This window comes from Sanguibacter sp. Leaf3, assembly GCF_001425965.1.
GTDB lineage: Bacteria > Actinomycetota > Actinomycetes > Actinomycetales > Cellulomonadaceae > Sanguibacter > Sanguibacter inulinus.
Genome location: NZ_LMRH01000001.1, coordinates 807672 through 823986, shown reverse-complemented (window position 1 = coordinate 823986; position 16315 = coordinate 807672). Strand labels below are relative to the sequence as shown.

At 70.9% G+C, this 16315-nt stretch carries 15 protein-coding genes and 1 tRNA gene; 10 read left to right on the top strand and 6 right to left on the bottom strand.

What is annotated here, in order from left to right; translation table 11 throughout:
* The first annotated feature begins 72 nt into the window (after window positions 1-72).
* From murQ to cycA, 3 genes are read left to right on the top strand one after another with little or no spacing between them, the layout of a single operon-like run.
* Window positions 73-1005, top strand: a complete 933-nt coding sequence (murQ, locus tag ASG53_RS03530) for an N-acetylmuramic acid 6-phosphate etherase (RefSeq protein WP_056128575.1) — start codon at window positions 73-75, stop codon at window positions 1003-1005.
* Window positions 1006-1009: 4 nt separating this feature from the next.
* Window positions 1010-2044 carry an N-acetylglucosamine kinase gene (locus ASG53_RS03525; RefSeq protein ID WP_056128572.1) on the top strand — a complete coding sequence of 345 codons (1035 nt, stop codon included), beginning with the start codon at window positions 1010-1012 and terminating at the stop codon, window positions 2042-2044.
* Between the two features lie 58 nt (window positions 2045-2102).
* Complete coding sequence (cycA, locus tag ASG53_RS03520; protein WP_056128569.1) at window positions 2103-3560, top strand: D-serine/D-alanine/glycine transporter; 1458 nt, start codon at window positions 2103-2105, stop codon at window positions 3558-3560.
* Window positions 3561-3721: 161 nt separating this feature from the next.
* On the opposite strand, the gene pth is transcribed toward cycA, so the two are convergent.
* The 6 genes from pth to ASG53_RS03490 all read right to left on the bottom strand — a co-directional run bounded on the left by pth (window position 3722) and on the right by ASG53_RS03490 (window position 9012).
* Window positions 3722-4321: an aminoacyl-tRNA hydrolase gene (gene pth / locus ASG53_RS03515; RefSeq protein WP_056130583.1), complete on the bottom strand. Its 600-nt coding sequence runs from the start codon at window positions 4319-4321 to the stop codon at window positions 3722-3724.
* 310 nt (window positions 4322-4631) lie between these two features.
* Window positions 4632-5252 carry a 50S ribosomal protein L25/general stress protein Ctc gene (locus ASG53_RS03510; RefSeq protein WP_056128566.1) on the bottom strand — a complete coding sequence of 207 codons (621 nt, stop codon included), beginning with the start codon at window positions 5250-5252 and terminating at the stop codon, window positions 4632-4634.
* Window positions 5253-5477: 225 nt separating this feature from the next.
* On the bottom strand, window positions 5478-6128 hold the full coding sequence (locus ASG53_RS03505) for an SIMPL domain-containing protein (RefSeq protein ID WP_056128563.1): 651 nt from the start codon (window positions 6126-6128) through the stop codon (window positions 5478-5480).
* 117 nt (window positions 6129-6245) lie between these two features.
* Complete coding sequence (locus ASG53_RS03500; protein ID WP_056128560.1) at window positions 6246-7229, bottom strand: ribose-phosphate diphosphokinase; 984 nt, start codon at window positions 7227-7229, stop codon at window positions 6246-6248.
* Window positions 7229-8881, bottom strand: a complete 1653-nt coding sequence (gene glmU, locus ASG53_RS03495) for a bifunctional UDP-N-acetylglucosamine diphosphorylase/glucosamine-1-phosphate N-acetyltransferase GlmU (protein WP_056128557.1) — start codon at window positions 8879-8881, stop codon at window positions 7229-7231. Before glmU ends, ASG53_RS03500 begins: the two co-directional genes overlap by 1 nt.
* Window positions 8882-8940: 59 nt before the next feature.
* Window positions 8941-9012: transfer RNA gene (locus ASG53_RS03490), tRNA-Gln, on the bottom strand.
* A 161-nt stretch (window positions 9013-9173) separates the two neighbouring features.
* Here ASG53_RS03490 and ASG53_RS03485 point away from each other — a divergent pair.
* The 7 genes from ASG53_RS03485 to ASG53_RS03455 all read left to right on the top strand — a co-directional run bounded on the left by ASG53_RS03485 (window position 9174) and on the right by ASG53_RS03455 (window position 16087).
* Window positions 9174-9887, top strand: coding sequence for a TetR/AcrR family transcriptional regulator (locus tag ASG53_RS03485; RefSeq protein ID WP_442983371.1), 714 nt, complete (start codon window positions 9174-9176; stop codon window positions 9885-9887).
* 331 nt (window positions 9888-10218) lie between these two features.
* Window positions 10219-11196, top strand: coding sequence for an ABC transporter ATP-binding protein (locus ASG53_RS03480; protein ID WP_056128554.1), 978 nt, complete (start codon window positions 10219-10221; stop codon window positions 11194-11196).
* Window positions 11193-12401: an ABC transporter permease gene (locus ASG53_RS03475; RefSeq protein ID WP_056128551.1), complete on the top strand. Its 1209-nt coding sequence runs from the start codon at window positions 11193-11195 to the stop codon at window positions 12399-12401. Before ASG53_RS03480 ends, ASG53_RS03475 begins: the two co-directional genes overlap by 4 nt.
* Window positions 12402-12448: 47 nt before the next feature.
* A complete protein-coding gene (locus ASG53_RS03470) occupies window positions 12449-12961 on the top strand; it encodes a MarR family winged helix-turn-helix transcriptional regulator (protein ID WP_056128548.1) in 513 nt (170 codons plus the stop codon).
* Window positions 12962-12986: 25 nt separating this feature from the next.
* Window positions 12987-13673, top strand: coding sequence for a DedA family protein (locus ASG53_RS03465; RefSeq protein WP_056128544.1), 687 nt, complete (start codon window positions 12987-12989; stop codon window positions 13671-13673).
* A 37-nt stretch (window positions 13674-13710) separates the two neighbouring features.
* A complete protein-coding gene (locus ASG53_RS03460; RefSeq protein WP_056128542.1) occupies window positions 13711-15495 on the top strand; it encodes an ABC-F family ATP-binding cassette domain-containing protein in 1785 nt (594 codons plus the stop codon).
* 115 nt (window positions 15496-15610) lie between these two features.
* Entirely contained in the window at window positions 15611-16087 is a 477-nt protein-coding gene (locus ASG53_RS03455) for a type II toxin-antitoxin system RatA family toxin (protein WP_056128539.1), read from the top strand.
* Window positions 16088-16315: the final 228 nt, after the last annotated feature.

The window sequence follows — 16315 nt, the reverse complement described above, 5'->3', positions numbered from 1 at the left end:
CCCGACGGTAACATATTTACCAGGATTGCTATAGGCTCGGCAATCACATACATAGACCGACGAGGAGCAGCTGTGGACACGACGGGCGCGACCGGCGCGGGCGCGGAGATCGACCTGAGCACACTCACCACCGAGTCCGTCGACCCCCGCTACAGCGACCTCGACACCCTGGACGTCGCGGCGCTCACCGCCGCGATGAACGAGGCCGAGGCAGAGGTCCCCGTCGCCGTCCGTGCCGCGCTCCCCCAGATCACCGAGGCCATCGAGCAGATCGTCGACAGGGTGCGCGCCGGCGGGCGCATCCTCTACGTCGGCGCCGGGACACCCGGCCGGCTCGGCGTCCTGGACGCCTCGGAGTGCCCGCCGACCTTCTCGACCGACCCGGAGACAGTCCAGGGGATCATCGCCGGCGGACCTGCAGCCCTCCGGGACGCCGTCGAGGGCGCGGAGGACGACACCGCAGCCGGGGCCGCGCTCGTCGACGAGCACCTCGTCACGGCGGTCGACGCGGTGGTCGGGCTGACGGCATCGGGCCGGACCCCCTATGTCCTCGCGGCCATCGAGGCCGCCCGCTCCGTCGGTGCGCTCACCGTCGGGGTCTCCTGCAACGCCGGGGCCGAGCTGAGCACCGTCGCCGAGCTCGCGATCGAGGTCGTCGTCGGCCCGGAGATCGTCTCGGGCTCGACCCGACTCAAGGCGGGGTCGGCGCAGAAGCAGGTCCTCAACATGATCTCGACGGTGAGCATGGTGCGGCTCGGCAAGACCTATGGCAACCTCATGGTCGACGTCGCCGCGACCAACGCCAAGCTGCGGGTCAGGGCCCGGAGGCTGGTCGAGCAGATCGCCGCGGTCGACCCGCAGACCGCAGACTCCGCCCTCGCCGCCTCGGGCGGGCACGTCAAGGTCGCCGCGGCGATGCTCGTGCACGGCGTCGACAGGCCGACGGCCGAGCGGTGGCTGGCGGACGCCGACGGACGTCTGCGGACTGTGATCGAAGGGCGGTAGGCAGGTGGACCTCGTCATCGGGGCCGACGTCGGCGGCACGTCGACCAAGGTCGCGCTCGCGACCACCGCGGGCCAGCTCATGGCCTACGAGACCGGGCCGGGCGGCAACATCCGCTCCTCCCCCGCAGACCTCGGCTCGACGCTCCGCCAGACCCTCGGGCGGGTACTCACCGGCCACGACCCCTCCCACGTGCGCGCCAGCCACCTCGGCGTCTCGGGGGCAGGACCCGCGGCCGTCGGCACGGTGACGGCACTCTGCACGACAGCCCTCCAGGCTGTCGGCGTGAGCGGCCCCGTCGAGGTCCGCACCGACCTCGATATCGCCTTCGCCTCGGCGGCGACGGGGACCACCGGCCTGCTCCTGCTCGCCGGGACCGGGGCGGTCGCCTGCTCGGTCGAGGACCTCGTGACGGTCGGCCGCTGCGACGGGACGGGTTGGTTGCTCGGCGACGTCGGGTCGGCCGTGTGGTTCGGACGTCGCGCCCTCGAAGCCGCAGCCGCCGACCTCGACGGCCGCGGTCCCGCGACAGCGCTCACCTCTCTCGTCCTCGCGCACCACGGGGTCGACCCGCTCGACGACCCGCGCCAGGGGCTCGTCGCAGCGGTCTACCCCCTCGCCGTCTCGGAGCACGGCGGGCTCGCGCCGCTCGTCCTCGCTGCAGCGGCTGCCGACGACCTCGTGGCCCAGCAGGTGGTCGACGAAGGTGTCGACGCCCTCGTCCGCACGGCCCACGCAGCGCTGACCGACACACTCGGCCCGGTACGCCTGGGCACGCCTCGCCGACCGGCCGAGCTGGTGCTCGCCGGAGGGCTGCTCACAGCCCCCGGCCCCATCAGGTCCGAGGTCGGCCGCAGGCTCGCCCACGACCTCGACCTCCCTCCAGGCGCTGTCCACGACGCGCTCGCGCCCGTGGTCGGCGCGCTGCGGCTGGCCGTCCGGGCTGCAGGCGGCCCGGACCTGGCTCCCGAGACGCTCGCCACGCTCCGCACAAGGGTCACATCCTGGACAGGAGCGGGTGAGGCGAGCCCGCAGACCTAGGCTGCCACGACCCCAAGGCGCGTCAGCGCACCCGCTGGCGCCGACGAGCGGAGACCGCATGACCCGCGAGGCAGACCCCACGTCACGCCAGCACAGCGCCCCGACGAGCCCTGCCGGAGAGCCGCAGCTCGAGCGCGCACTCTCCAACCGGCACCTGCAGCTCATCGCCATCGGCGGGGCGATCGGCACGGGCCTGTTCATGGGCTCGGGCAAGACCATCTCGCTCGCCGGCCCGTCGGTGCTGCTCGTCTACGCGGTCATCGGCTTCATGCTGTTCTTCGTCATGCGGGCCCTCGGCGAGCTGCTGCTGTCCAACCTGGGCTACAAGTCCTTCCGCGACATCACCTCGGACATCCTCGGTCCGTGGGCCGGGTTCTTCACGGGGTGGACGTACTGGTTCTGCTGGATCGTCACCGGGATCGCCGACATCGTCGCCATCTCCGGGTACATGGCCTTCTGGGCGCCCGACCTGGCCCGCTGGATCCCGGCCCTCGCGACCATCCTGCTGCTGCTCGGGCTCAACCTCGTGGCCGTACGGCTCTTCGGCGAGCTCGAGTTCTGGTTCGCCATCATCAAGATCGTCGCGATCGTCGCCCTGGTGGTCACTGGGATCGTGCTCGTCGCGATCGCCTTCCAGTCTCCCGACGGCTCGGAGGCCACCCTGACGAACCTGTACTCGGACGGCGGGCTCTTCCCGCACGGGGTCAGCGGCTTCCTCGCCGGCTTCCAGATCGCCCTCTTCGCCTTCGTCGGCATCGAGCTCGTCGGCACGGCGGCGGCCGAGACCAAAGACCCGGAGAAGAACCTGCCGCGGGCCATCAACTCGATCCCCATCCGGATCGTGCTGTTCTACCTCGGTGCGCTGCTCGTCATCATGGCAGTCACGCCGTGGCGCAGCATCTCGCCCGACGAGAGCCCCTTCGTCGCCATGTTCGCCCTCGCCGGGCTGCCCGCCGCGGCGGCCGTGGTGAACTTCGTGGTGCTCACCTCAGCCGCGTCGTCGGCGAACAGCGGGATCTTCTCGACCTCGCGGATGATGTACGGCCTCGCGCAGGAGGACGAGGCGCCCCGCAGCTTCGCCAGGCTCTCGAAGAGCCGCGTCCCGTCGCGCGGGCTGATCTTCTCGTGCGCGTGCCTCGTCCCCGGCGTCGCGCTGCTCTACACGGGCAAGAGCGTCGTCGACGCCTTCACGCTCGTCACGACGGTCTCGTCGGTCCTCTTCATGTTCGTGTGGACCATGATCATCGTCAGCTATCTGCGCTACCGCCGCGACCGCCCAGAGCTCCACGAGTCCTCGGCCTTCCGGATGCCCGGCGGTGTGGTCATGTGCTGGGTGGTCCTGGCCTTCTTCGCCGCGATGATCGTCGTGCTGCTGCTCGAGAAGGACACGCGAGACGCGCTGCTCGTCACGCCCGTGTGGTTCGTGGTCCTCGGTGTCGCGTGGGCCGTCATGCGCCGCCGTGGGCACGGCGGACGTGCGCCGGTCGCAAAGGCCGACGGGACGACGGGCGTCTGACCTCAGGCGCACGTGCCCCCACTCCGGCCGGGGCTCGCCGGCAGGAGCACCCGCACCCGCACCCGCACCCGCACCCGCACCCGCACCCGCACGACGATGCCCGGACCCCGTACGGGGTCCGGGCATCGTCGTCTGGCAGATGTCGTGGCGTCAGTCCAGGGCTACTTCTTGGTGTGGAAGGCCATCTGGGCCTTCTCGAGACCTTCGGTGACGACCATCTCGACGGCGTCGGCGCTCGTGTCGATCAAGAACGGGAGCTCCTTGCGCTCGACCGTCCCGAAGTCCTTGAGCACGAAGTCCGCGGTGTCCATCCGGCCCGGAGGCCGGCCGATGCCCGTGCGGACCCGGAGGTAGTCCTTGGTCCCGAGAGCCTTGCTGATGTCGCGCAGACCGTTGTGCCCGCCCTCGCCGCCGCCGATCTTGCAGCGGACGTCGCCGAAGGGGATGTCGAGCTCGTCGTGGACGACCAGCACGTGGTCAGGCTCGACCTGGAAGTACTGGGTGAGACCGGCGACAGGACCGCCCGAGGTGTTCATGTACGTCGAGGGCTTCGCGAGGACCACGCGCGGGCCGGGGACGCCGCCGGGCAGGACGCCCAGGCGCACCTCCGCGACGCTCGCGCGGGACCTGTGCGCGGAGAACGAGCCGCCGTGCCGCGCGGCCAGCTCGTCGAGCACCATCTGACCGACGTTGTGGCGGTTCCCCGCGTACTGCGCCCCGGGGTTGCCAAGCCCCACGACAAGCCACAGCCCGTCTGTCATCGTGTCCACATCTCTCTGCTCGTCGTCACGCTGCTCGTCATCACGCTGCTCATCGCCACTCTGCTCGCCGCCACTCTGCTCGCCGTCACTCTGCCCACCACGGCTCTGCGTGTCGTCAGTCTGCTCGGCGCCACCCTGCTCGTCTGCCCGGCGCTGTCGTGCAGCGGCGGTGCCGTGCTCGTCGGGCCTCTCGTGAGACCGCGGCGCGCGTCACCGCGAGGTGCGTACGCAGACGCCAGAGCGCCCGGCACCAGAAGGGTACCGGGCGCTCCGTCGACAGATCAGGCCGGAGCCTGAAGGGTCAGGTCGTTCACTCGCTCTCGGCGGCCGATGCCGACGCTGCGGCCTGCTGTGCGGAGACCTCAGCAGCGGCCTCGTCGTCAGCGGAGTTGTCCTGCGGGACCGAGATGAGCACGACGTCGGCGTCGGCCTCGGTGATGAGGGCCGAGCCCTCGGGGAGGACGAGGTCGCCCGCGGTGATGACCGTGCCGGCCTCGCGGCCGGTGACGTCAGCCTCGATCCACTCGGGGAGGTTCGTGGCGAGGGCCTCGAGGACGACAGTCTGCGACTGCACGATGTGGATGGTGCCGGGGACGGGCTCGCCGGTGACGTGCACGTTGACCTCGACCTCGACCTTCTCGCCCTTCTTGACGATGAGGAGGTCGACGTGCTCGATGACGTTCTTGACCGGGTCGCGCTGGACGTCCTTCGCGAGGGCGAACTGCGTGGTGCCGTCGAGCTCGATCTCGAAGAGAGCGTTCGACTGCTTCAGCGCGAGCATCGTCTGGTGGCCGGGGAGGGCGACGTGGACGGGGGCCGTGCCGTGGCCGTAGAGGACGGCGGGGATCTGGTTGTTGCGGCGGGTGCGGCGTGCGGCGCCCTTGCCGAACTCGGTGCGGGCCTCGGCGACGAGCTTGTTGTTGTCAGACACGTGGAACTCCTGGGACAGATGATGGGCCGACGGCCAGTGGGATACCTTCGGCTGTGACCTGGAGCGGCACGTGGTGCGAGAGAAGCTGCCTCACCAGGAAACGGGCGGTGCTCTACGGCGCAGACGACAGACGGACGCGCGGGAGCGGACCGCCCAGTCGATCACGGAGTCTCGACGTTCCGGAGCATTCCGGCCCGTCAGACGTCCCTCGCCGAGGCAACCTGGTCACTGTACAGGCTGGGAGGCTCCAGAGTCGAACTCCCAGCGGACGGTGACGCTCGCCGAGACCTCCTGGGCCCCCGGGTCAACCCCGATCTTCGCGGCCATCGCGTCCGCACGCATCGCCATCGGCCGTGGACCGCCACCTGCGGGAGCACCGTCGAGGACCTCGACCACCCGGCCCAGCGTCCGCCCGGCCAGGGTCGCCAGCTGCTCGGCGACGGCGTGGGCGTCGCGGAAGGCCGCCTCGCGCGCCGCCCGGACGAGCACCTCGGTGTCACCGACGGCGACGTGCATCGACTCGAGCCTCGCGACGGGCCCGGCTGCTGCCAGGGCTGCGCGCACGCACTCCCCCGCCGCGTCGACATCGCGCACCCGAGCACGCAGCGTGAGCCGGGCGGTCGTCACCTGCTCGCCGCCCTCGCGGTTCTCGGTCCAGGTGGAGGTCTGCGCCGTCTGCAGGTCTGCGGCGGCCACCCCGTGGTCGGCGAGGGCCGACCGCGCGGCGTCGAGCCCTGCAGCGGCAGCGTCGAGCGCCTCCTGCACGTCGCGAGCCGTGGCCTCCGCCCCGAGCTCGACGTCGACCAAGTCAGGCACCGCCGCAGCGCTGCCCGTCCCGGTCACGGTGATCCCCTCAGACCTGCGCGTCTTCCCCATCCGCCCATCCTCCCCCTCACGCCCACCGACCGCGAGAGCAGCCCCGCAGCACGCGCGACGCCCGGCGCCCCTCGGAGGAGGGAGGCCGGGCGTCGGTCGTGCGTCGAGGAGGGCCTGTCAGGCGTTGCCCTCGAAGAGGGACGTGACCGATCCGTCGTCGAAGACCTCGCGGATGGCGCGGGCCAGCAGCGGGGCGATCGACAGGACGGTGAGCTTGTCGAAGGTGCGGTCTGCGCTGATCGGCAGGGTGTCGGTGATGACGACCTCGCGGGCGCCGCACTCGCTCAGACGCTGCGCCGCAGGGTCGGAGAGCACGCCGTGGGTGGCCGCGATGATGACGTCCTTCGCGCCGGCGGCGAGGATCACCTTGACCGCCGAGGCGATCGTGCCACCGGTGTCGATGAGGTCGTCGACAAGGACGCAGGTGCGACCCTCGACGTCGCCGACCACGCGGTTCGCGACCGACTGGTTCGGCTTGGTGATGTCACGCGTCTTGTGCACGAAGGCCAGCGGGGCGTCGCCCAGCTTGGCAGCCCACTGCTCGGCCACGCGGATGCGCCCGGCGTCGGGCGAGACGACAGCGACGTTCGCGAGGTCGACGCGGGTGCGCACGTAGTCGGTCAGCAGCGGCATCGCCCAGAGGTGGTCGACGGGTCCGTTGAAGAAGCCCTGCAGCTGGGAGCTGTGGAGGTCGACGCTCATGATGCGGTCCGCACCGGCCGTCTTGAACAGGTCCGCCATGAGGCGGGCCGAGATCGGCTCGCGACCGCGGTGCTTCTTGTCCTGGCGGGCGTAGCCGTAGAAGGGCTGCACCACGGTGATCGTCTTGGCGGACGCCCGCTTGAGGGCGTCGACCATGATGAGCTGCTCCATGATCCACTGGTTGATCGGGGCCGTGTGCGACTGCAGGACGAAGACGTCCGCACCGCGCACGCTCTCGCCGAAGCGGACGTAGATCTCACCGTTCGCGAAGTCGTAGGCCGTGGTCGGGACCAGACCGGTCCCGAGCTCACGGGCGACGTCCTTGGCGAGCTCGGGGTGAGCCCGACCAGAGACGAAGACGAGTCGCTTCTCGCCGTCGGGGGAGACGATGCCAGTCATCAGTTGCGGTGTCCTTCAGTGGAGACGTCGGCTCCAGGCTGCGGCGCGGCCTGGTTCGTGGAGGCTGTCGGAGGGCTCGGGACGGGCAGCGTCGCCTGGTGGTCGGCGAGCTCGGCGCGCGCCTGCGCTCCGAGGCCCTGCGAGGCTGTGTCGTCAGCACGACGGAGCCGCTCGGCGGCGCGGGCCGCGTCGCTGCCCGGGCGGCGGCGCTCGACCCAGCCCTCGATGTTGCGCTGCGGGCCTGCGGACACAGCCAGGGCCCCCGAGGGGACGTCGCTGCGGACGACGGTGCCAGCCGCGGTGTAGGTGCCGTCGCCGATGTGGACGGGGGCCACGAGGAGGTTGTCGGCACCGACCCTCGAGAAGGACCCGACGGTCGAGCGGTGCTTGGTGACCCCGTCGTAGTTGACGAAGATCGTCGCCGCACCGATGTTCGTGTGCTCGCCGATGGTCGCGTCACCCACGTAGGACAGGTGCGGGACCTTGGAGCCGTCGCCGATCGTCGCGTTCTTCGTCTCGACGAAGCCACCGATCTTGCCGCCGGAGCCCAGGACGGTCCCCGGACGCAGATAGCTGAAGGGGCCGACGCTCGCGTTGTCGCCGATGACCGCGAGCTCAGCCTGCGTGCGCGACACCGTCGCGTGCTGGCCGACCTCGGTGCTCGTGAGCGTCGTGTCGGGGCCGACCGTCGCGCCCTCGCGGACCACGGTCGCCCCGTAGAGCTGGGTGCCGGGGAGGATCGTCACGTCGCGCTCGAGCTCGACGTCGACGTCGACCCAGGTGGTCGCCGGGTCGACGACCGTGACACCCGAGGCCATCCAGTCGGCGAGGATGCGGCGGTTCATCTCGGCACCCAGGACCGCGAGCTGGACGCGGTCGTTGACACCCTCGACGAGGAAGGGGTCGTCGGTGCGCAGGGCCCGGACCGAGCCACCCTGCGAGCGGGCGATCGCGAGCACGTCGGTGAGGTAGACCTCGCCCTGCGAGTTGTCGCGGTCGAGGTTGCCGAGGCCGTGGCGGAGCACGGCGGCGTCGAAGACGTAGATCGAGGAGTTGATCTCGCGGATCTCGCGCTGCTCGGGTGTGGCGTCGCGGTGCTCGACGATCGAGAGGACCTCACCGGTCGACGCGTCGCGGACGATGCGGCCGTAGCCTGTCGCGTCCTCGACCTCGGTCGTCAGGACGGTGACGGCGTTGCCGTCGGCGTGGTGCGCGGCGAGCAGCTCGCCGAGAGTCCCGGCGTCGAGCATCGGGACGTCGCCCGCGATGACCACGACGGCCCCGGTGACACCGTCGCCGACGCCCCGGCCCTCGCTGCCCTCGGGGACACCGTCGTGCGCCGCCGCGGCGTGCGCGGCGGCATCGAGGACGCCCATGGCGCACTGGACGGCCCGGCCGGTGCCGGGGACGTCGTCCTGGTCGACGACGAGGACGGAGGGGTCGATCTCGAGGGCGTGGCCTGCGACGGCCTCGCGCTCGTGCCTGACGACGACGGCGACCCGCCGCGGGTCGAGGCCACGGGCGGCTGCGAGCGCGTGCCCGAGCATGCTCCGGCCGGCGAGGGTGTGCAGGACCTTGGGGGTGGCAGATCTCATGCGCGTCCCCTCGCCTGCTGCGAGGACGACGACGGCCGCGGGTTGAGCGGTGGTCACGAAGGGACTCCCAGGTGCTCGGGTGGGTCTGCTGACGACGCCACCGATCGTGACGTCCGCTCCGCCCCCAGGACTCGAACCTGGACTAAAGGCACCAAAAACCCTTGTGCTGCCGATTACACCAAGGCGGAAGGAGCTCAGGCCACCCGGGACGCACGTGCACGCAGGCGCTGCCCGGGCGCTCGGACCTCATTCTGCCAGGATTTTCGTGCGCACCAAACGCCGGCCGCAGGGGCAGGTCCGGCATGATGGTGACGTGGCCTCCGACAACAAACGTGCTCCCCGCCCGCGCATGACGGCGAAGGAACGCCGAGAACAGCTCATCGACGTCAGCCGAGCCCTGTTCGCGCAGAAGGGCTTCGAGGGGACGAGCGTCGAGGAGATCGCCGCGAGGGCGCAGGTGTCCAAGCCCGTGGTCTACGAGCACTTCGGGGGCAAGGAGGGCATCTACGCCGTCGTCGTCGACCGGGAGATCCAGGGGCTCACGGGTGCGCTGACCGGCGCCCTGACGGCCGGCGGCCACCCCAAGGTGGTCCTCGAGCGCACGGCGCTCGCCCTGCTCACCTACATCGAGTCCTCCGAGGACGGGTTCCGCGTGCTGGTCCGGGACTCCCCCGTCGCGCAGGCGACGGGGACCTTCTCGAGCCTCATCGGTGACGTCGCGACCCAGGTGGAGCACCTGCTCGCCGAGCAGTTCCGGCGGCGTGACCTCGACCCTGCCGTCGCGCCGATCTACGCCCAGATGCTCGTGGGCATGGTCGCCCTGACGGGCCAGCACTGGCTCGACGCCCGGAACCCGAGCAAGCACGAGGTCGCCGCGCACCTGGTGAACCTCGCCTGGAACGGGCTCAGCGGGCTGGAGCGCCGCCCGTCGATGACCGACACGTCGAGCATCGCGCAGACGCCGGGGATCGGGGGCGCGCCGCACACCTCGTCGACCGTGAGCCTGCCGGGGGCCGTGCGCCCAGCCGCAGCCCAGACCACCCCGAGACCGACGAGCGCCTGAGCCGAGGCGCTCATCGCCCCCACGCTCCCGGCTCCTCGGCTGCACGCTCCACCTGCGCAGGGCGCGGGCACCAGGGCTACGGGGCGCAGGTGCCGGATCCCTGGGATCGAGCCGGGAGCCGGGAGCCGGGAGCCCGAGGGCGCACGCCCCTCGTCCCTTCGGACGACAGACGTCCAGCCCTCGGTCGTCCGATCGGCTACTTCTGCGCCCGATACGCTCCCAAAAGCCGCGAAGCGCCTGACTAGGCAGAATTGCAGTGGTGCCGGGCACCCTCTGCTCCCCTAACCTGGGAGACGTCTGTGCAACCCGACACACCTGCGAGGGAACGACCATGCCCATGCTGGAGATCGACAACCTCTCCAAGTCCTACGGCCCGCTGCGTGCGCTCGACTCCATGTCCTTCTCGGTCGCCTCCGGCGAGATCTTCGGCTTCGTCGGCTCGAACGGCGCCGGGAAGTCGACGACCATGCGGATCGCCCTCGGGGTGCTCGCCGCCGACTCCGGCGAGGTGCGCTGGGACGGCGCTCCCCTCGACGTGGCCGCACGCCGGACCGTGGGCTACATGCCCGAGGAGCGTGGCCTCTACCCCAAGATGAAGGTCGCCGACCAGCTCGTCTACCTGGCGCGCCTGCACGGCATGAGCGCCTCGGACGCCCGCGCGGCGATGGAGCACTGGACCGAGAAGCTCGGTGTCGCCGCACGGCGCGACTCCGACGTCCAGACCCTCTCCCTCGGCAACCAGCAGCGCGTCCAGCTGGCCGCCGCGCTCGTCCACGACCCGGAGATCCTCGTCCTCGACGAGCCGTTCTCCGGTCTGGACCCCGTCGCTGTCGACGTGATGAGCGGTGTCCTGCGCGAGAAGGCCGACCAGGGCGCGCCCGTCGTCTTCTCCTCCCACCAGCTCGAGCTGGTCGAGCACCTCTGCGACAGGGTCGGCATCATCCGGGCAGGGCGCATGGTCGCGTGCGGGACCGTCGACGAGCTCCGCTCGCACGCCGCACCCCGCTGGCTGGTCGACGCACCCGGTGCGGCACCAGGCTGGGCTGACACCCTGCCGGGTGCGCGGGTGGTCAGCACGACAGGCTCCCGGACCGTCGTCGAGGTGGGCCGCGAGCCCGACGCCGAGCAGGCGGTCCTGCAGGCGGCTCTCGCGACGGGCACGGTCCGCGAGTTCGCGCCGCAGCGCGCGAGCCTCACCGACCTCTTCCGCGACGTCGTGAGCGCCGAGGCACCCTCGGAGGACACCCCCAGCACCGACACCCCCACGAAGACCAAGCGGTCCTTCCTGAGCAAGGGACGAGCAGCATGAGCACCACGACCGCACCCCTGAGCCCCTGGTCGGCCGTCAGGCTCGTCGCGAGCCGTGAGATCAAGCAGCGCGCCGGCTCGAAGGCCTTCCTGTGGACCACCGTCGTCCTCGTCGTGCTGATCGTCGGCGGGGCCTTCCTCGCCCAGACGCTGCGCGGCGGAGAGAGCACCCTCGCCGTGGGCGTCACCCAGGAGACCGCCGCGCTGGCGGAGTCGGTCACCGAGACGGCCTCGGGATTCGGCACCACGGCCGAGGTCACCACCGTGACCGAGGAGGAGGGCCGCACCCAGGTGCTCGACGGCGACCTCGACGCCGTCGTGCTCTCGGCCGAGGGCGGCACCGTGAAGGTCATCACGAAGTCGACCCTCGACACCGACCTCAGCTCGGTGCTCACGGTGATCGCCCAGCAGACCGTGCTGGCCGAGCAGGTGACCTCCCTCGGGGGCGACCCCTCCGACGTGAGCCGCGCGGTCGCGCAGGCGAGCGTCGACGTCGAGGCGATCGAGCCCCCGCGCGAGATCGACCCGTCCCAGATCATCTCGGCCTACCTCGTGGGCATCCTCATGTTCATCAGCCTCCAGCTCTGCGGGGCGATGATCGCGCAGGGTGTCGTCGAGGAGAAGTCCAGCCGCGTCGTCGAGCTGCTGCTCGCCACGGTCCGCCCCTGGCAGCTCATGGCCGGCAAGGTGCTCGGCATCGGCGTCATCGGTCTGGGTCAGGTGGTCGTGCTGGTCGCGGCGGCCGCCGGGAGCGCTGCGGGCTTCGGCCTGCTCGACGGCATGGACCTGAACCTCGGCGCCACCGTGCTGTGGACGATCGCGTGGTTCCTCATCGGCTTCACCATGTATGCGCTGCTCTTCGCGGCGGCCGCAGCGCTGGTCTCGCGCCAGGAGGACGTCGGCACGGTCACCACGCCGATCCTCATGCTCATGATGATCCCGTACATCGTCAGCGTCTCGGTGGCACCCTTCGCCCCCGACAGCCCGGTCGTCGTGTGGCTCTCGTACCTGCCGTTCACGTCGCCGCTCATCATGCCCACCCGGGTCGCCGTCGGCGGTGTCGAGATGTGGCAGGTCGCCGTGGTCATGGCGGTCAACATCGCCCTGGTCCCGCTGCTCGTCTGGCTCGCCGGTCGCATCTACTCCAACGCCGTGCTGCGCTCCGGCGCACGCATCAAGCTCAAGGACGCGCTGCGTGCAGCGTGACGCACGAGACAGCCGTCAAGACTCTTGACGTCAAGTAATGTCAGAGGATGAGCTCAGACGAGGTCCGCGAGGACGAGGTGGACCGCATCATCGCGGCCTGGGGCCGCGTGCGACCCGACCTCGACGTGTCCCCGCTCGCGGTCCTGTCGCGCGTCTCGCGGCTCGACAGGCACCTCGACCTGGCTCGCCGCGGGGCCTTCGCCCGCAACGAGCTCGAGCCGTGGGAGTTCGACGTGCTGGCCGCCCTGCGCCGGACCGGTGAGCCTCACGTCCTCTCCCCCGGGGCCCTGGTCACGCAGACGATGGTCACCAGCGGCACCATGACCAACCGCATCGACAGGCTCGCCTCGCGCGGGCTGGTCGAGCGGGAGCCCTCACCCGACGACAGGCGCGGGGTGCTCGTCCGCCTCACGGCGGACGGGCTCGCCCGGGTCGACGCGGCGTTCAGCGACCTGCTGGCCGTCGAGCACGAGGTCCTCACGGTCCTCGATCCGGCGGACGAACCCGCCATCACCGATCTGCTGCGACGGCTCGTCGCCCAGTTCGACACCCTCGGCTGAACCACCGCGAGAGACCAGGACCACCATGCACGCCGCCCTCATCCCCTGGCTCGACCCCGCCACGATCATCCCGAGCATGGGGCCCTGGGCCCTCGTCGGGGTCTGCCTCATCATCTTCGCCGAGACCGGCCTGCTCGTCGGGTTCCTGCTCCCCGGGGACACCCTGCTGTTCTTCGCAGGGCTGCTGACGCACACCGGGGTCATCCCCGTGAACATCTGGTGGGTGTGCCTGGCCATCGGTCTCGCGGCCTTCCTCGGCGGGGAGGTGGGGTACCTCATCGGCCACAGGCTCGGCCCACGGGTGTTCGAGCGCAAGGACTCCGGGCTGTTCAGCACCGAGAACGTCGCCCGGACCAACGCGTTCTTCGAGCGCTTCGGCGCCCTGGCCGTGATCCTCGCCCGCTTCATCCCGGTGGTGCGGACCTTCGCCCCTGTCGCCGCGGGCGTCGCGCACATGAGCTACCGCCGCTACTCGCTGTACAACCTCGTCGGGGCCGTCGTCTGGGGCATCGGGCTGACCATGCTCGGCTTCCTGCTCGGAGGCATCCCGTGGGTGGCCGAGTTCGCCGAGAAGTACATCGACCTCGTGATCCTCGGGGCCGTCGCGCTCACCCTGGTCCCCACGGTCATCCACTACGTGCGGTCGACCCGGAAGGCACGCCGGGCACCCGTGGCGCCTGCACCGCAGGACCCCGAGGTCACCGCCGTCTGAGTCCGGCTGGCTCTTCCCGCCCGCGTACCCTTGCCGGGTGGCTCATCTACTCGGGGGCGAATCCCTCCACCTCTCCTTCCCCACCAAGACCGTCTTCGGCTCCGTGACAGTCGGCGTGAACGAGGGCGACCGCGTCGGGATCGTCGGACGCAACGGTGACGGCAAGTCGTCCCTGCTCGCGATGCTCTCCGGGCGCCTCGAGCCCTCCGGTGGACGTGTCACCGTGCGGAACGGCACCCGCGTCGGGGTCCTCGACCAGGGCGACACCCTCGACCCCACCAAGACCGTCGCCGACTCGATCGTCGGCTCGACGCCCGAGCACGAGTGGGCCGGGGACCCGAAGGTCCGCGACGTCATCGCCGGGCTGGTCACCGACCTGCCCTGGGACGGCCTCGTGGGCGAGCTCAGCGGAGGCCAGCGCCGCCGTGTCGCCCTGGCAGCGCTGCTCGTCGGTGACGACGACCTGCTGTTCCTCGACGAGCCCACCAACCACCTCGACGTCGAGGCGATCACCTGGCTCGCCGGGCACCTGCGCACCCGCTGGTCAGCCTCCGCGGGCGGTCTGCTGGTCGTGACCCACGACCGCTGGTTCCTCGACGAGGTCTGCACGGCCACCTGGGAGGTGCACGACGGGATCGTCGAGCCCTTCGAGGGCGGCTACGCGGCGTACATCCTGCAGCGCGTCGAGCGCGACAGGATGTCGGCCGCGACCGAGGCCAAGCGCCAGAACCTCATGCGCAAAGAGCTCGCGTGGCTGCGCCGCGGCGCCCCGGCCCGCACCTCGAAGCCGAAGTTCCGCATCGAGGCCGCCAACGAGCTCATCGCGAACGAGCCGCCCGTGCGCAACTCGGTCGAGCTCGCGCAGATGGCCACGTCCCGCCTCGGCAAGGACGTCGTCGACCTCATCGACGTCTCGGTGAGCTACGGCGACAAGCAGGTGCTCAAGGACATCACCTGGCTCATCGGGCCCGGCGAGCGCACCGGGATCCTCGGCATGAACGGCGCGGGCAAGTCGACGCTGCTCTCCCTGGTCACCGGGGACCTCCAGCCGTCCTCAGGTCGCGTCAAGCGTGGCAAGACCGTCAAGGTCGCCACCCTGACGCAGCAGCTCGCCGAGCTCGAGGACATCGCAGACAATCGGGTGAGCGACGTGATCGCCCGGTACCGCACCTCCTACGTCGCGGGCGGCAAGGAGATGACCCCGGGCCAGCTGCTCGAGCGGCTCGGCTTCACGGCTGTGCAGCTCGCCACCCCTGTCAAGGACCTCTCGGGTGGTCAGCGTCGCCGTCTCCAGCTGCTGCTGATCCTGCTCGACGAGCCCAACGTCCTGATCCTCGACGAGCCGTCGAACGACCTCGACACGGACATGCTGGCCGCGATGGAAGACCTCCTCGACTCCTGGCCCGGCACGCTGCTCGTCGTCTCGCACGACCGCTACCTGCTCGAGCGCGTGACCGACCAGCAGTACGCGATCCTCGACGGCGGGCTCCAGCACGTGCCCGGCGGCGTGGACCAGTACCTGCAGATCATGGCCGGCCGTGCTTCGACCAGTCGGCCCTCGACCCCGACCAGCTCGCAGGGCGGCGGGCAGAGCGCACCGTCGAGCGCCGAGGCGCGCGCCGCGAAGAAGGAGCTCGGTGCTGTCGAGCGCAAGCTCACCAAGCTGACCGACCAGATCGCCGCGGTCCACGCGTCGATGGCCACCCACGACTCGAGCGACTTCACGGGGCTCGGGGAGCTCAACGAGAAGCTCCGCGCCTTCCAGAGCGAGGTCACCGAGCTGGAGATGCGCTGGATGGAGCTCGCCGAGCAGGCTGGCTGAGCCGGCTCTCACGAAGCAGGGCTCCCGGGAGCGACCTCCGTCGTCGGGTGGGGACCTCTCCCCCGCGGACGCACGGCAGCGAGCCGTGCGCCCGCGGGCGTGCCAGGCTGGGCCGGTGCCCACAGTCGAGTCCTCGATCATCGTGCCCGTCCCGCCCGCGACGGCCTTCGCCGTGTCGCAGACCACCGGGGAGACCCGGTTGCGCTGGGACCCTTTCATCCGCCGCCAGCAGCTCCTCGACGGCGCCCAGGTCCCGGCGAAGGGCGTCCGGACGCTCACGGTCCACAGGCTCGGTCTGCGGATGGTGAGCGAGTACGTCTCGTACTCGCCGCCGACGAACGTGGGCATGAAGATGATCCGAGGCTCGTGGTTCTTCGAGCGCCTGGCCGGCGGCTGGAGGTTCTCCCCGGTCGACGGCGACCCCACCAGCACCCGGGCCGTCTGGCGCTACAGCTTCGTGTGCCGCCCCCGATGGCTCGCGCCGCTCGCCGAGCGGGTGGGCAAGATCCTGCTCCAGCGCGACATCGACGCCAGGATCGCCGGCTTCGCCTGCGGCTGCGCCGACCCTGTGGTGGTGGCTGCGGTCTCCTGAGGCCGGCGTGGTCGACCGGTAGGAAGACTCGAGCCAGCCTCCCCGTCGAATCGATCCGAGATTTTTCTCGAATCGATTCGACATCGGGCCGCGCATCCCCCTAGGCTCGTAGACCGAGGCACAACCGACGTGCCCCACCCCTGACCAGCCCGGCTCCGTCCGTGTCCCTCAGCTGCCCCCGCTGCTGCGCACGCGACCCAGCCTCGCGACGACGTCAGGCCCTCGTCC

What these genes read in the sequence shown, in the direction of transcription:
- cycA (WP_056128569.1), top strand. Translation starts at nt 2,103, where the DNA reads ATGACCCGCGAGGCAGACCCCACGTCACGCCAGCACAGCGCCCCGACG.
- pth (WP_056130583.1), bottom strand. Translation starts at nt 4,321, where the DNA reads ATGACAGACGGGCTGTGGCTTGTCGTGGGGCTTGGCAACCCCGGGGCG.
- ASG53_RS03505 (WP_056128563.1), bottom strand. Translation starts at nt 6,128, where the DNA reads ATGGGGAAGACGCGCAGGTCTGAGGGGATCACCGTGACCGGGACGGGC.
- ASG53_RS03500 (WP_056128560.1), bottom strand. Translation starts at nt 7,229, where the DNA reads ATGACTGGCATCGTCTCCCCCGACGGCGAGAAGCGACTCGTCTTCGTC.
- ASG53_RS03485 (WP_442983371.1), top strand. Translation starts at nt 9,174, where the DNA reads ATGACGGCGAAGGAACGCCGAGAACAGCTCATCGACGTCAGCCGAGCC.
- ASG53_RS03480 (WP_056128554.1), top strand. Translation starts at nt 10,219, where the DNA reads ATGCCCATGCTGGAGATCGACAACCTCTCCAAGTCCTACGGCCCGCTG.
- ASG53_RS03475 (WP_056128551.1), top strand. Translation starts at nt 11,193, where the DNA reads ATGAGCACCACGACCGCACCCCTGAGCCCCTGGTCGGCCGTCAGGCTC.
- ASG53_RS03470 (WP_056128548.1), top strand. Translation starts at nt 12,449, where the DNA reads ATGAGCTCAGACGAGGTCCGCGAGGACGAGGTGGACCGCATCATCGCG.
- ASG53_RS03465 (WP_056128544.1), top strand. Translation starts at nt 12,987, where the DNA reads ATGCACGCCGCCCTCATCCCCTGGCTCGACCCCGCCACGATCATCCCG.